Origin of the sequence: Fischerella sp. JS2 (assembly GCF_032393985.1) — a bacterium.
In the GTDB taxonomy this organism is placed as follows: Bacteria; Cyanobacteriota; Cyanobacteriia; order Cyanobacteriales; family Nostocaceae; genus Fischerella.
In genome coordinates this window covers 5,072,542-5,089,275 of sequence record NZ_CP135918.1, presented here as the reverse complement: position 1 = coordinate 5,089,275, position 16,734 = coordinate 5,072,542, and the positions used below count along the sequence as shown (strand labels likewise).

Annotated in this window: 9 protein-coding genes and 1 pseudogene; 3 read left to right on the top strand and 7 right to left on the bottom strand. The window is 38.0% G+C overall.

All coding sequences use genetic code 11. The features are described 5' to 3' along the window. Positions 1-389: 389 nt before the first annotated feature. Positions 390-3,269: pseudogene (locus RS893_RS30540) on the top strand (glycosyltransferase family 4 protein); the annotation flags it as partial. Continuing rightward, positions 3,246-5,633 (top strand): tetratricopeptide repeat protein, encoded by a 2,388-nt coding sequence (locus tag RS893_RS30535; RefSeq protein ID WP_315792062.1) that lies wholly within the window; start codon positions 3,246-3,248, stop codon positions 5,631-5,633. The pseudogene RS893_RS30540 and the gene RS893_RS30535, both read left to right, overlap by 24 nt. A gap of 100 nt (positions 5,634-5,733) precedes the next feature. Here the strand turns inward: RS893_RS30535 and RS893_RS21630 are convergent, their stop codons facing one another. The 4 genes from RS893_RS21630 to RS893_RS21615 form a co-directional block, all read right to left on the bottom strand. After that, positions 5,734-7,977: a tetratricopeptide repeat protein gene (locus RS893_RS21630; protein WP_315787774.1), complete on the bottom strand. Its 2,244-nt coding sequence runs from the start codon at positions 7,975-7,977 to the stop codon at positions 5,734-5,736. 127 nt (positions 7,978-8,104) lie between these two features. Then, entirely contained in the window at positions 8,105-8,677 is a 573-nt protein-coding gene (locus RS893_RS21625; protein WP_315787773.1) for a type IV pilin-like G/H family protein, read from the bottom strand. Positions 8,678-8,968: 291 nt separating this feature from the next. Next, on the bottom strand, positions 8,969-9,544 hold the full coding sequence (locus RS893_RS21620) for an IS630 family transposase (protein WP_315785248.1): 576 nt from the start codon (positions 9,542-9,544) through the stop codon (positions 8,969-8,971). After that, positions 9,535-10,041 (bottom strand): helix-turn-helix domain-containing protein, encoded by a 507-nt coding sequence (locus RS893_RS21615; protein ID WP_315785251.1) that lies wholly within the window; start codon positions 10,039-10,041, stop codon positions 9,535-9,537. The genes RS893_RS21620 and RS893_RS21615 overlap by 10 nt, the downstream gene beginning before the upstream one ends. Before the next feature lie 238 nt (positions 10,042-10,279). Between RS893_RS21615 and RS893_RS21610 the strand changes: the two genes are divergently transcribed. After that, the gene (locus tag RS893_RS21610; protein ID WP_315787772.1) at positions 10,280-11,200 is read left to right on the top strand and encodes an S-layer homology domain-containing protein; all 921 of its coding nucleotides are present in this window, start codon (positions 10,280-10,282) and stop codon (positions 11,198-11,200) included. Between the two features lie 120 nt (positions 11,201-11,320). Here the strand turns inward: RS893_RS21610 and RS893_RS21605 are convergent, their stop codons facing one another. The 3 genes from RS893_RS21605 to RS893_RS21595 all read right to left on the bottom strand — a co-directional run bounded on the left by RS893_RS21605 (position 11,321) and on the right by RS893_RS21595 (position 16,732). Then, positions 11,321-11,611, bottom strand: coding sequence for a hypothetical protein (locus RS893_RS21605; RefSeq protein WP_315787771.1), 291 nt, complete (start codon positions 11,609-11,611; stop codon positions 11,321-11,323). A gap of 991 nt (positions 11,612-12,602) precedes the next feature. Next, the gene (locus tag RS893_RS21600; protein ID WP_315787770.1) at positions 12,603-12,854 is read right to left on the bottom strand and encodes a hypothetical protein; all 252 of its coding nucleotides are present in this window, start codon (positions 12,852-12,854) and stop codon (positions 12,603-12,605) included. A 422-nt stretch (positions 12,855-13,276) separates the two neighbouring features. After that, on the bottom strand, positions 13,277-16,732 hold the full coding sequence (locus RS893_RS21595) for a hypothetical protein (RefSeq protein ID WP_315787769.1): 3,456 nt from the start codon (positions 16,730-16,732) through the stop codon (positions 13,277-13,279). Between the last annotated feature and the right edge of the window lie 2 nt (positions 16,733-16,734).

Below are 16,734 nucleotides of genomic sequence, written 5' to 3'. Positions count from 1 at the left end.
GTACAAAAATTCGACGCTACTCTAAGATAAATCCGCAAGATGGAGGACGGCATTTTTATTTGCCAGATCCGAAAAAAATTGAGATAACAGAATGGAATTATATTGAAATACTACCTTCTGTTCAAGCTTTACTTGAAAAATTAGATAATAATAAAATATTAAATTCACAATTAAACAACATCATTTTACCTGAAATAACAAATGATGATTTTTACTACATCATTAAGAAGATTGTTAACCAAAGCGATATCAAAACAGTTCTAGAAATCGGTTCATCTTCAGGAGAAGGAAGTACAGAAGCATTTGTTACAGGCCTGCAAAAAAATCCAAATCACCCAACACTATTCTGTATTGAAGTTTCACATACTCGATTTACAGAGTTAAAAAAGAGGTATGCTAATGACTCTTTTGTAAAATGCTACAATATTTCATCTGTTTCTCTAGAGAATTTTCCCAGTATCAATGAAATTATAAATTTTTATAGCAGTACTAACACCAATTTAAACTACTACTCTCTTGAGCAAGTAATAGGCTGGCTAAAACAAGATATTGAATATGTAAAAACTTCTGGAGTTCCTCAAAATGGAATCAAGAAAATTAAAGAACAAAATAACATTGAATATTTTGATGCTGTCTTAATTGATGGTTCTGAGTTTACTGGTGCAAGTGAACTCAATGAGATTTATGGAGCAAAATATATATTACTAGATGACATCAACGCTTTCAAAAACTATCAAAATCATCAAAGATTAATTTCTGATCCTAATTATGAGTTAGTTATTCAAAATCTTGCCCTACGCAATGGTTACTCAGTCTTTAGAAGAGTTGATGATTTTAAAATCCCAGCTGAACAGCAAATTAATTGTAATGCCAATACACCAATTAACTTTTTTACGATAGTTCTCAACGGCGAACCATTCATTAGATATCATATTGAAGTATTCAAACAATTACCTTTTAAATGGCATTGGCACATAGTTGAAGGTGTAGCTGAACTTCAACACGATACTGGATGGAGTCTTAAGTTAGGTGGGCATATCAGTGCTACAATTCATCGCGATGGGCACAGTAATGATGGTACAACAGAGTATCTGGATGAATTAGTGCGCCAATACCCAGATAATATTACAATTTATCGGCAGCCTGAAGGCGTTTTCTGGGATGGAAAGCGGGAAATGGTTAATGAGCCATTATTCAACATCACTGAAGAATGTTTATTGTGGCAAATAGATGTAGATGAATTATGGACAGTCGAGCAGATTTGTACTGCACGACAAATGTTTATTAATAATCCTGAAAAAACTGCTGCTCTTTATTGGTGTTGGTATTTTGTAGGAGAAAACTTAATTGTCAGCACTCGTAACTGTTATTCTCAAAATCCCAGACAAGAATGGTTGAGAACCTGGCGATATAAACCAGGTGCAGTGTGGGTAGCACACGAACCACCGACACTAGAAGAACCTCTACCAAATGGTCAATGGCAAAATGTTGCAGCTATAAATCCTTTTTTACATCATGAAACCGAAAAATACGGTTTGATCTTTCAACATTTTGCCTATATAACACAAAATCAGTTGGAATTCAAAGAACAATATTATGGATATAAAAATGCCGTTTCCCAGTGGAAAGTTTTACAAGAAGAAACTAAATTTCCAGTTTTATTAAGGCATTACTTCTCATGGGTACAAGATGACACAATGGTTGATACTGTTGAATCATGCGGTGTAAAACCAATAGCTTATAGAGATTCGGAAAATCAGAGTTGGGAGTTTTTACAATCGGCAGAGTTACAGACTCCACAACTTAAAAAACCGCAACCATTAATTATTGTTGATGGCGTATTTTTTCAATTATATCAAACAGGTATTGCTCGTGTTTGGACATCATTACTAGAAGAATGGAGCAATAACAGTTTTGCTAAACATATTATTGTGCTTGATCGCGCTGGTACTACTCCTAAAATTCCTGGTATTAGATACCGCACAGTTCCAACTTATGACTACGATAATACTGATGTAGACCGAGAAATATTACAGCAAATTTGTGATGAAGAAAGTGCTGATATATTTATCTCCACTTACTACACAACGCCAATTACAACACCTTCTGTATTTATGGCATATGACATGATTCCAGAAATTATGGGATGGGATATGAATCATCCTATGTGGCGAGAAAAACAGCAGGGTATTAGACATGCATCTGCGTATATAGCAATTTCAGAACATACAGCAAATGATCTTGTAAACTGTTACAAGTATGTAGCTAGAGAGGCTATCACTGTAGCTTATTGCGGAGTAAAAAATACTTTTTTACCATCTAAACCAGAAGAAGTTAATAGTTTTAGAACCAAGTATGGTATTGGTAAACCATACTTTATGGTAGTTGGTGAAGGAAGTGGGTATAAGAACAGTATTTTATTTTTTCAAGCTTTTTATCAGTTAGCAAGTAGCAACGGATTTGATATTGTCTGTACAGGAAGCTGTGGTGTATTAGCACCTGAATTTAGAGCTTTAACATCAGGTAGTGTTGTGCATATGTTGCAACTAAGCGATGAAGAGTTAGCAATAGCTTACTCTGGTGCTGTAGCACTTGTTTATCCTTCTAAGTATGAAGGTTTTGGCTTACCTGTACTAGAAGCAATGGCTTGTGGTTGTCCAGTTATTACTTGTCCTAACGCTTCACTTCCCGAAGTAGCAGGAGAAACAGCCATATACATTAAGGATGATGATGTACAGGGATTAGCAGATGCACTTTGCGAAGTACAAAAACCTAGTGTTCGTCAAGCATTAATTGCTGCGGGTTTAGAACAAGCGAAAAAGTTTTCTTGGTCTACAATGGCAAACATTGTCAGTTCAGCTTTAATTGATGCTATGCTTCTGCCTTTAAATCTACAAGAGACAAATTTAATTATTTTTCCAGATTGGTCGCGACCAGAAGAATCACTCTGTTTAGAGTTGGGAAAAGTGATTAAAGCGATCGCATCTTGTCCTAATAGTAAACAGATTACTTTATTGATCTGCACTAGTAATATTTCTTATGAAGATGCTCAAATGTTTTTGTCTGGTGTGACGATGAATATCCTGATGCAGACAGATGCAGACATTTATGAGGAATTAGAAATTTCCTTAGTAAGTGATTTATCTGAAATTCAGTGGCAAGCTTTGTTACCTCGTATCAAAGCAAGAATTATTTTAGAACAGGAAAACAAGCAAGCCATTGTAGAGTTAAAAGCGGAAAAATTAATATCTTACAGCACAAACATCTTTATTGAAAAACTACAGAATAATTTACTAAGCAAAAATAGCCACAATTGTCAACTTGAGCCAGAGAATCATCTTAAGAGCCGTCAAGAGGTAATAAGTCAATTACATACGCAAGCTCTTGCATTCTATCATAATAGACAATTGGATGAAGCTGAGAAGAAATTTCAGGAAGTATTACAGTGGGATAACCATCATGCCGCAGCTTGGCTAAACATCGGTACTCTGTATTACATAAAAGAAAGATATCAAGAAGCATTAGATGCACTAAATAACTGTTTAAAAATTGAACCATTAGGAGCTATCCAGCATTACAGTCTTGGTTTGGTTTTAGAAAAAATAGATGATATTCCCAAAGCAATTCAGGCTTACCAACAGGCAATTTTCTTAGATTCAAAATTAATTGATGCTTACAATAAACTGGGAAATATTTTTTTGGCAATGGGAAAGCTAGAGCAAGCTGAATCCATTTATCATCAAGCGATCGCAGCCAAACCGGATCATTTCGGTAGTTATATTAATTTAGGTAATATTCTTGTAGAAAAACAACAGATAGATGATGCAATTACTGCTTATGAGAAAGCTCTAGAATTGAAGCCACGTAATCCTGATATTCTCTATAATTTAGGAGTAGCATTTGAAGCTAAAAATGATAAAGCAGAAGCAGCATTAAATTATGGCTATGCTTTTTATCGTCAAGGTAAATCTGAAAAAGCTGTAGAAAAATTTTTGGAGTTTCTTGAAACCAAAACAGGTGATGTGTTTTTCTACATAGCATTAGGTGATTGTTATAAACGTCTGCAAAAAGATGAAGAGGCTATTAGAACTTACCAAGCTGGAATCAAGCTGTATCCCGAATCAGCCATCCTTTATTTTGAATTGAGTATTACTTTACAAGTATTTGGTAGACCACAGGAAGCAATAGCTGTTGCAGAACAAGCTTCACAGTTGCTACCTCATGTTTTATCTCTGAAAATACAACAGCAATGTACACTACCTATTCTTTATGAAACTGAGGCAGAGATTGACTACTATAGACAGCGATTTACTCAAGGGTTAGAACAACTAGTTCAGCAAACATATTTAGAGAGTATTGAAGACAAAAGCAATGCTTTAAGTGCTATAGCTTGCCGTACAAATTTTTACTTACAATATCAAGGAAAAAATGATTTAAACTTACAAAAAAAGTATGGACATTTTGTTCATCAAGTTATGTCTGCTAATTACCCCGAATGGGTAAAACCAATATCCATGCCGCCCGTAAGTAACAATGGTAAAATTCGTATTGGTTATGTATCTGAATGTATGCGTATGCATACAGTAGGAAGATTAATGCTTGGATGGCTGCGAAATAGAAACCACCAAGACTTTGAGGTATATTGCTACCATATAGATCCAATAGTAGATTCTATAACTCAGCAGTACCGATTATATAGTAATTATTTTTGTCACATACCACAAGATTTAGAATCAGTCTGTAAAAAGATTATTTCCGATCAACTACATATACTGGTCATATTGGATATTGGTATGCAACCACAATTATCACAAATAGCAGGACTGCGCCTTGCACCAGTACAATGTACATCCTGGGGACATCCCATCACTTCAGGTAGCCCTACAATTGATTACTTTTTAACTAGTGATTTGATGGAACCGGAAAACTCCCAAGCACACTATTCAGAGAAATTAGTTCGCTTGCCTAATATTGGCATATCTTATGCTCAGCCAATAATTCCTGAGCTTCAAAAATCTCGTCTAGACTTTGGGTTAACGGAGGAATCAATACTCTATTTATCCTGTCAATCTCTTTATAAATATCTACCACAGTATGATTATATTTTTGCTGCGATCGCTCAAAGAGTTCCTCATGCACAATTTGCATTTTTATCTCATCAAAGTGTTTATATTACAGACAAATTCCGCCGACGCCTGCAAAATGCCTTTGCTAACTTTGGCTTAAATAGTGAAGAGTATTGTGTGATATTACCAAGATTGAAATGGGTGGAGTATTTAAACCTTAATTGTATCTCTGATATTTTTCTAGATACTTTTAGTTGGTCTGGTGGTAATACAGCACTGGAAGCGATCGCTTGCAAATTACCTATTGTCACCTGTCCTGGTGAATTTATGCGCGGTCGTCATTCTTATGGCATTTTGCAAATGTTAGGTGTGACAGATACAATTGCTAAAAATGAAGATGAATATATTGAAATCGCTGTCAAATTAGGAATTGAAACTGAATGGAGAATGAGCATTGTTGAGCAGATGGTAGCTCGTCATTCTTATTTATATAATGATAAAACTTGTGTAGAAGCACTAGAAAATTTTTATCGGCGGGTGGTACAGGAAGGTCTGAAAGTTCCATAATATAAATTGAATAAAAGGTGTAACTATCAAATTTATAGCCACCTTAATAATTTCGTAAACTATTGTGTTTTTATTTAACTGCTTACTAGGTATAAGTTAATTAACTCTTACCTTCAACATAAATTTGCCACATTTGCTCATATGCTTTTTCCATGTCCTGAGTAAACTTTTGAGCATTCCATAAAGGCGCAGATTTCTTAAATTCTCGCAATTGGCAAACTATTTTTTGCCGCAAAGCAGAGTCTTTTCCTAACCTAATACCCCAGTCTAAATATTCCCCATCTGTCCACGCAATACCTTCTGTTAATCCAGCATTCATCATCATTGTGTAGCTGTTGCGAGCAGCAAATTGCTCTCCTACTTTTGTAACTAGAGGAATTCCCATCCAGAGAGTCTCCATAGTTGTTGTTGCACCATTATAGGGATAAGTATCGAGTATCACATCAGCAATGCTTAAATTAGCTCGATGAATTGCTTCTGAGGGAACTTCTGGTAAAAATCGCAGTCGCTCGCCATCTACACCCTCTTCTTTTGCTAGCTGGGTAAAAAAGACTTTAATTGCTTCTTGATCGGCTAATCCTTTAATCAAAAAGTAGCTATTTGGTACCGCCTTTAAAATTCTCATTTGTAGCCGCACAGTATCAGGATGGCGCTTACATCCCCCTTGAGTGCTTAAATAAATTACAGCATCCGTTGGAATATTTAAATGCTCACGACGCAGAGTTGGTACACCTACCTCAAAACCATCCACAGCAATGTAAGTTTGGGGTAAGCGCCAGATTTTTTCTTTGTAGTAATCCTGAGCTGATTCTGGCAAAACATAGGGATCAGCGATGTAATAGTCTATTGCTGGTATTCCTGATGCATCCCAACCTAGCCAAGTAGCCTGCACTGGAGCTGGTTTAAGTGCCATCACTTCACAGCTAATATCTAGAGTGAGACTATCAAGGTCAATTAATATATCAATCTCATCCTGATAAATTTGCTTGGCAATTTCTTGGCTGTCTATGCCCATTTTGCGTGCTTGCTCAACAGTACTGGTATACCATTGTTGTAGTGGGTCTTGTTGATCTTTGTAATTGATGAAGTAATTATAGATTTCAAAGCGATCGCGATTGTGATACTCGAATAACCATCGTGCTAACCACCCTACTGAATGTTGCCTGAAACAATGAGATAGATAGCCAATTTTTAATCTTCTATTAGATGCATCCAGTTTTTTATGAATACAATATTGTTGTTTTTGATACCAATTGTCTCGTTTACTCACATATTTTTGCAGATATAATTGGCAAAGTTGAGCAATCTGGTTCTGAATTTTTCTAGTTTGCTGCGGCTGATCTCGAAGATAGGGGAAAAAAAATGTTGAAAGTAGCACACGAGATATTTGAGCGTAGTCATCTATAGTTGTGTGCTGTTCTATTAGTTCATTTAAAAGCGATTCTTGACGCTGTAAAACTGCAATACCTTCCTCGTAGTAACCACCACTGTTAATCAACCCTCGCAGCAGAAGATGATTCGCAAAAACTCTATCTACTAACGCCTCTGCTTCTAATAGCGAATAGCACTTTTTAGCTGTCTCTATACCTTTTAAGTAATCTCCAGCATTTTGATAAAAAGCAGATAAATGTCTTAATAATTCTAAATCTTCAGCATCGATTTGCAGACATAATTCTGCAAACTTAACTGCTTGAGTAGGTTTTCTTAAAGAATAAGCAATTGTGATAGCTGTTACTAATAAAATAGCGAAAAATTGAGGGATATTTTCTAGATGCGGTAAACAAGCTTCAGAAAATTCTAGTGAAGATTGATGCAGAGGCTCACACTCTAAAACCTCCTGTAGGACTTGTATTAACAAGCTTGCATTAATTTCTACTAGTGACTTTGATTTTAATATTTCAATAAGTTTCAGAAAATTTAAATCATCTCCACTAAATTTATTTAACTTGATTGCTAACTGGACTATGTGTAATAAATTCTCCAGATTTTTGGGTTGAACTTCCTGTATGTGTAGTCTCAGCAAATAAGCTGTGGAACTATCAGATATTTTCTCCCATCTCTCTACTTCTGCTTGCAAAATACTTACTAATTCGTCATTCCAAAGTTCAACTTGATCTGGTTCACCTTCCATAATTGCCATGAACCAAGTTGTCTGCGCTTCTACTTCTTGCCCCTGTAGAAGTAAACTCAAACCTAAATACCAGCAGTGAGACTTTACGTTCGGTTCTGCATCAATTGCTTGTTTGTATAAATTTGCAGCTTGAGAGTAATCACCTTGGATAAAGCATTGATAAGCATATTCATCTTGACTAAAAAATTTTTCTACAGAAAATCTAGAATTCATAAACTTCAATGCAACTAAATACTTAAATTACATGTCAATAGAGTGAGTAGTTGATACTACCCACTCTGATTGAATCATCCATCTATATTGCTCGTAAATTTTGCGGAAGCAATAAATAGAACACTGCTTATTTCAATGGGCTCATTGTACCAGTACCATCATTAGGACAAGCAGTAGTATTTGCGGCTCCATCGTTCACTGTTATACCGCTCGCGTAATCTGTGGTTGCTGGGTTCGAGCTTTCACAGAGAAATGCTAAGGTGATTGCTTCATTAACTCCGCTTACTGTTTGAGTTGAGGTGTAAGTTACACCAGCGTATGACTTAAGCTTTGCCTTTAATGACTTGCCTTTGTTGGTAACAATTGTGCCAGTAGTACCAGTAGACCCTATTTCGTATACATAGTTATCAGTCTGTGTTCTGATACCAAGAGCTAATTGCTGAACTGAAGTTGTGAAAGAGTTATTGTTTTCCAAAAAGTATGCTTGCTGCGCCCGGTTCATCGCACCAGTATTCTGTTTTGCTTCTGTCTGACGCGCTTTACTAACTTGGCTTAAGAGCGAAGGTAATGCAATAGCCGCCAGTACACCGATAATAATTACTACCACCAATAATTCAATAAGTGTAAAACCTTCTTCATTTTTTTTCTTACGATTGTTCAAATGCTGGAGGAATTTGGCTTGCAGTTCTGGCTTGAGCATGGGTTTCTCCTTAAAGTGGGGATGTTATAGGTGATTGCCGTGTTCTAAAAGTAACTTACCCACTTAAAATGACTTTCATATCACTTTGGTAAAAAGTTTTTCTTGCCAGCACAGAAAAGGAAGATGGGGAGGTCTTTCGCCGATTTGCGTCTGGTGCAAGCACGGAATCTGCAAGTGAATGAGTCAGCACTCACAGTCTTATATTTATTGGGTTTCACTGCGTTCAACCCCTACTAACAATCTGTTTCATTTTTTTATACAATTGATATCACAACCTTAAGTAATACCAATTCAAAAAATGTTTGCGACAGATAAGGCATTGAGGATGAAGTCATAACCAGTCAAAGAAGCAGCAATTTGAGGAGTGAGGAGAGCTAGGAGTTGAGCAACCTTGGTTTGCAGATGCTCCAGGTGATCAAATAGCTCCCATTTCAAGTCTTGCTTGAGATATTCCCAAACGCGCTCTATGGGATTCAGTTCAGGAGAATGAGCAGGCTGGAACAAAAGAACAATATTCTCTGGAATTTGTAAACGTTTAGCTTTATGAAATAAGCCGTTATCAACTTGGAGAATGTTAAGTGATTTGGGATAACAGGCAGCGAACTCGTTCAAAAATTGTTGGTAGCATTCGGTATCAACATGAGAAAACTGCCAAAATAAACTTTCCCCAGTAAGTGGTTCAACTGCTCCATATAGCCAGAACGCTTTAAATTGCCACTGCCAATCACCAATAGGCTTAACTCCGGGAAGAGTAATTTTACGTCCTTCAATGGTTTTGAGTCCAAATCGACTCTCATCTTGTACAAAATAACGAATATTTTCGTACTGGGGCAAGATAATGGCACTGTATTGAGCAATTAATTGCAAGTCATCACCGAGTTTTTTTTAAAAGACTCTAGTTTTTCTTCGTCCTGTTTTCGGTTACGCGGACGTGGGACTTTCAGCTTGGCTTTGAGCCTGTAACGTGCCAGATGATGTACAGTTGCGTACTCAGCTTGCACACCCAAGGTTTTTTCTAACCAATGTTGTATTTGTGTGTACCGTTGAAACCCACCTTCTGGTTGTTCGAGTTGTTTTTTCAAACTCGATACAGCCCAATCTGGTATTGCTCTTTTTCGACCTGAACTCGTTCCAAATTCAACAACCGCCTCAATTCCTCCTTCTCGATAATCTGCCAACCATCGATGTACTGTAGCTCGATGTTTTCCCAAGATTTTAGCAATCTCACTTACACTCATTTCTTGCCCTTTAATCAGATATAGGGCTTGTATACGTTCTTTGCTCCGAGACTGTTTTTGATGTCTGAGCAACTTCTCTAGTTCCTCGACACTATCAACTATCTCGATCTGTGTTACCCCTACCATCACATACCCTGAATGCTACTTCTGTCTATTTTTACCATCTGTCGCATTCTTTTTTCAAATTGGTATAACGAACCACCCACAAAGGACACAAAGAACACGAAGAAAGAGGCTTTCAGAGAGATTTTGCGTAAGTCCTATAAGCATCTAGGAAAATCAGTTTAATACCAATAGGTAGATTCAGAAATGAAATTCCGAAAATACTATTAGTAAATAAGTATGATCATTAGGAGGTATCCTCATGACTAGCTCTCTTCGATTATTCTCAGTAGCTGTATCTTTACCCACTTTATGTTTGGCTGTAAATGCAGCTATACCCTTACTAAGTCATGCTCAAACTCCTACACAAACTACCTTCCCTGATGTGCCACCTAATTACTGGGCGCAACCATTTATTCAACGCTTGGCACAAAGGAACATAGTGGCAGGATATCCTGATGGCACATTTCGACCAGAGCAAGCAGTACAGCGTGATGAATTAGCTGCAATTATTCGTCAAGCTTTTAACCAACCGCCAGTGCGACAGATAGAAAGTGGCTCTGCATTCAAAGATGTTTCTGAACAATACTGGGCAGAACGTCCGATTGAGTCAGCATATCAACAAGGCTTTATGTCTGCCTACCCTAATGGTAATTTTCGACCAAATCAACCTGTTACCAAAGTTGAAGCAATAACTGCTTTGAACAAAGGTCTAGATTTAACTTCTGATACGCCAGTGGCAGTTTCTGCAACTACTCAACCAACTACACAACAACGAGCAAGGAGAAAACCAGTATTTGTTCCAATCGCGATTACTTCCCTAATGCAGCCTCTAATAATTCCTAGAGCCGAGGCTGTACCTCCTGCTGCAACTGCTCCTGGAACAAAGACACCTCAAAAAGCTACACAACCCCAACGTTCTGCCTCAGCTATTGTCAATGACTATTACACAGATGCCAGCAGTATCCCGCAAAATGCTATTCCTGATGTCGCCGCAGCCACCAAACAAAATATAGTGGTGAACTATCCAAATGTAAGACAACTCAACCCTAACCAGCCTGCTAGCCGTGCAGAAATTGCGGCTTTAATCCATCAAACATTGGTTTCTCAGGGAAGAATGGAACCACTTCTTAAAGATTCACCTGCTAATCAGTATATTGTTCGGACTTCTGGTAATAACTAAAATACTCAATAGCAGTCGTTGATAGTTTATGGTTTATCATCACGAGCCAACTTATGTTTTTCGCCTGACGCACGAACTCATGTTGCGTCGGGCAACCCTTAAGTATTTTGCTGTTTTTTGTCAGTGTAGCAGGTGTGAGTGGATTTTACCAAGCCATTCATAGGCAGACATGGACATTGATCTCTGCAAGTAACCAAACACTCTAACTGCTCCGGTTATATCTACATTTTGATTACCGATGCGATCGCTCGTTTGCACAATACCAACTTGTTGACCTTGATCTACATCTTTGGCGATGATAGATACTTTTTCTATTGACAAGCCAGAAGCTTTTAATTCATTAAGTGCTTGCTCAGCTTTCTCAAGCTTGGAGAATACTCCAATAGCGTTTTGAAAACTTTTATTACTCATATTTTTAGGAAAAATTATTAATAAATATTTAGTATTTAAATTTATTTACTAATAATTTCATACTAACATTAATTCTAAAAATAGAGGAGAAAGAGTCTGTTTTAGACTTAACCCCTCATTCATCACTTTGGACACCAATTATCAATTGATAATAAGTTTGACTTTACCTCAATTCCAATTATCTTAGAATTAACAGTTCAGTCCAATCTAACTAAAGATATAAAACATGTTAAACAATTAAGTGTTGATATATACAAAATTAATTTGTTACAGGAAATATTGGTAGCAATAAATATATTTTTTGTGATAAATTCTAGTCATTAATTTGTGATTATACCAGTTTGAAAAAAGAATGCAACACATGAATAATTATGAAAATCCCTCCCCAACCCTAAGCGAGAGCGATTAAGATGCCGTTAAGGGGATTGAGTTATCTGCCCGCCCTTAAATATTTTTTTGAATTGGTATCGGTTGTATCTATAGTCGTTCTGGATACTGGTCTATTGAAGTTATTTATTTCAAAAATATCATCATTTACAAAGTTAAGTAATAAAATTCTCAACGACAAAAAATTATTTATCTAAACTATCTCTTTAGATAGCTGCTGTTTAAACTAGTTGATTTTATACTCTATATATTTATAGGAGCAAAACCTCTCTTTAAGCAGCTACTTAAGTTTGCCTCAGGAACACTGGGGCATTTTTATTTGTATTCAAGACCTCTTGCACAAATATTTTTTACCCCACCCTAACCCTAAGCGTAAACGGTGAGGGAACTAAATCTTCCCCCCGGGAACGGGGGATTGAGGGGAGTAGTTTCATACAAGTAGAGAAAATTTAATTAGTCCCTTCCCACCCAGAAATATTTATGTTAACGAAAGTCCGCCTGTACAGACTAAACAGAAAATCAAAGCGTACTGACTTTTATTTGTTTAGCTGTGCAGGTCGAACATCGGTGATTCTGAATAAAATTTAATTTCAAGAGATATCCTCTAAGCAGCAGAACTAAGATTAGTATACAAAAAACCCAATTGACTGAACTTCTTAAGTTCTGCTACTAATTGAGACGGAAGACGCTTTAAAGCGCTGCCTTGCCATCCTTTTTTTTCTTGATACTCAAGATGTCCACAATATTTATCTCCTTTGTGAATATGCCAACCAAAATTTGCTGGAATTACTTCATATTCAGCTAGAGCTTGAGTTAGGTACAGCAAAATTTGTTCATGCTTCGGATTTAACATCATAACTGTTTAAATTATTGACATACTTTTCTATTTACTAAGTCAATATTATTTATAACTGTTATTAGTGGCTAGTTTCTTGCGGCTTATTTTATTATCTTATTAGCTAGACAAAAGTCAGAATCAAGATAAAAAATAGCTGTATCTTAATGAAGAATAATTAAAAAATATACATAACTTTGGAAGTATACCTTTGATATAACACTCTTAAGAAACACAGGGGATACAGGGGTAGACTTACATGTGTAGGTTTTTTACGCTTTGCCCAAAAAATACAGCTTTTAGGGTGTAAGGGTATAAGGGTGTGAGAGTTTATGATATGTTACCTCAGTGGAAAATAGGGAACACCCAACGCTGCCGGAGGTCTTAATTTACTTTTTTACTAACTGAGGTGGGCAGTGCGATCGCTTTGTTCTTATGGATTATTATTTCACCCGTCCTTGGAAACGAATAAAACCGTAGGAGTTGGTGGGCATTCCAGAAGCAGTGGCCTTGGGTAAATCACCTAAATTCACCACAATTGCACCATTTGTATTTTCACCACCACAGTCAACAGTAGGATAAACATCTGTTGGATGTTCTCCAGGTGGGAAATACTGCGCGACATCTCCATCTTTGATATTAGTGAGAGATTCGGTATTACCGTTATATAGCCAGATAATTCCTCGGTCAGTGTTTTGTAAACCGATGTTGTTTTTAGGGGTGAAACTATTAAAGGCAGTGGGTAAGAAAGTAACGTTACTGGGGATGCGATCACACACCACTACGTTCTTGGCTTGATTATCTCCAGTTGAGAGATAGTAAATCGTGTATTCTACCTCATCTCCAGGATGAATCTTACCACCGTTGATCCCACCAATTAGAAATGTATTGGGATTAGGCCATTTATCTGTGTCCTTAGGATCGGGTGTGGGAGTATCGAGATTGTTATCATCATAGGGACTACTGGGGTCATCTTTATATTTATCTAATTCATCACCGCTGTTAGTAGCCATGCTGTGATTAATGGCTGTAATTCTTTTGACTAAAATTACGTTTGGATTATTTGCAGTAGCGGCAACGTTGTTAGTGTCTGAAGCACTATTATTATCGTTGTTTGGATCGCTGACAGTCGGTGGAGTTGTAACTGTAGCAGTATTGGTAATTGTACCACTGGCGTTAAGAGCAACTTGGGCATCAACCGTTAAAGTTGCAGTACCATTTTTAAGCAAGCTAACTGTGATATTCAGCTCACCCGTACCTGATGACTGATCGCAGCTAGAACCATTAGTAGCATTACAAGACCAGTTAGTAAATGTCAAACCAGGAGGAACTAGATCAGCGACATAGATGCCAGCGACATTATCAGGGCCATTGTTTCGCACTATAATCGTGTAGGTGGTTGTTGCTCCTGGTGCGACAGAAGAGACTCCATCATCTTTTTTGACTACTTCGATATCGGCTGTACCCAACAGAGTCAGTGTTGCTGATGGCTTATTGTTGTTGGTCACACTCTCGTTAGAAGTCACCAAGTTATTTGGTAATTCGTTCGTAAGATTACCGACAAAATCTGATGTAACTTTTACTGTGAGCGTACATTGAGCCCCAACATTTATGGTGGCATTACTCAGAGAAACTTGATTGCTACCAGGATTGGCTACTATAGTACCACCGCTACAACCAGAACCTGTAAAAGTGGCATTAGGTGAACTGGCAATTTTCATGCCCGTTGGAAATTCGTCTATTAATGCAACACCTGTCAATTTGATGGCATTGGCATTGTTATTCAGAATCAAAATATTTAGCGTCGATGTACCACCATAGTTGATGCTTGTGGGTGAGAAAGATTTGTTTAAAGTCACGAAACTATTAATCCTAGTCACTGTTGCCTTGGCATCACTTGTATTAGTTGCACCTTGGTCTGTAATTACAGAATTTTTGGGAATAATATTTTCATCAGAGCCAGTTGTATTGGGTACTTGCACATTAACACTAATACTGCAACTTCCGACTGTGGGCAATGTACCGCCGCTTAAGGTAATCTGCGTGCTGTTAGTAGAGGCGCTGAGTGTGCCATTGCAAGAATTTGTCAGGTTGGGTGTAGAGCTAATTTTGTGTCCAGTAGGTAAATTATCAGTTAGGTTGATACCTGTGAATGCGGGTGCGCCACTGTTACGGGCGACAGTGATAGTCAAACGAGTGACACCTCCCACCGGAACAGTTCCTGGAGAAAATGATTTGCTGAGGCTTAAAGCAGACTTCACATCTAGTTCCGCAGTTGCGATCGCAGTATTATTGCCCAAATTTGTCTGTAAACCATTAATCGCGATCGTATTTTTGCGTTTATTTATAGGGGCATTGATGGCAACTTGTACAGGTACGGTAATTGTACATGAGCTTTTGGCAGGAATTGTGCCACTATTCATAGTAATAACTGTGCTGCCTGCTGTGGCATTCACCGTACCACCACTACAGGTGGTGCTAGCCGCAGGACTAGAAGCAACGGTGAACCCCGAACCCATTGTTTTCAAGTCGTCGGTGAAAGATGTGATGGTAGCTTGGCTATTTGCCGTATTGGAGAGGGTAATTGTGAGAGTGCTTTGTCCTCCCTGTACACTCGTACTTGGTGAGAAGCTTTTGCTCAAAGAAACAGGCGTAGCCTGGCTAACTGTTAAAGTGGCATTCGTTGCAGGGTAATTTACCCCATTCAAGTTGCCAGCTGGTATATCGTTTTTGTAGCTGCCGCTTGTATTCGCAGTCACATTTACCTGGATCTGACAGGAACCAGAACCACTACCTGAAGGTGCAGCAGGAACTGTACCACCTGAGAGTTGGACTTGAGTGGCAGTAAATATTACTGTGCCACCACAGGTATTGTTAACCAATCCAGTTACTGTCAGCCCTGAAGGCATCGTATCAGTAATATTAGCTGAGGTAATTGGCGTACTATTGAAGTTATGTAGGGTCAAAGTGAGTACAGATGTCTCACCTGTTTGGACATTACTAGGAGAAAAGGCTTTGTTGACTTCGGCTCCTGTTTGCACCTTCACAGAACCTTCAATCGGGCTAGTATTAGTAATTCCTTCTGTTGTAATGGCATTGTTTGCAACAATTGTATTTTTAACGTTGCCGTCTTGGAAATCATTGGGATTACTGGCTTCTAATTTAACGGTAACAGTACATGAACTACTAGCCGGGATGGTTCCACCACTCAGACTAACTGTATTCGATCCAGCAACGGCAGTCACAGTGCCACTACCACAGGTTGTTGAGGCTGAAGGAGTTGTTGCTACTTTCAAACCAGCTGGCAAGTTATCAGTGAAGCCTGTGTTAGTTAGGGGGAAAGCATTTGAGTTGTTTAAGGTAATGGTCATTGTAGTGGGTGAACCATTACCGTGAACAGTGCTAGGAGAAAAGGATTTAGAACCTGTGATTGGTATACCAGAGGAGACAGTGAGAGTAGCATTAGCTGCTAGTGGGTTGGTGCCTTGAGAAGAGGTAACGGTATTTGCCACAATTGTGTTGACGTAGGTATTGGGAGTAGATGCAATCACCTTCAAAGTGATTTGGCAATTACCAGGAGTACCACTTGTTGCTGCTGGAATCGTACCACCGGAGAGTTGAATACTAGTACCACCAGGGTTAGCTGTCACCGTACCACCACAGGTATTGCTCATCATCGCTGGGTTAGCAATCACAAGTCCAGATGGTAAGTTATCGGTGATGCTAGTGTTGGTTGCCGCCGAAAAGTTGGAATTAAATAGTTGTATTGTTAGGGTTGAAGTTTGATTAACAGAAATAGATATGGGGTTGAATTCTTTATTAACTGCGACCGCAGCATGAGCTTTACCTGCACTCAATGGAATGCCGACAAAGGCAAACCCAAAAGACAAGCAAGACAAAA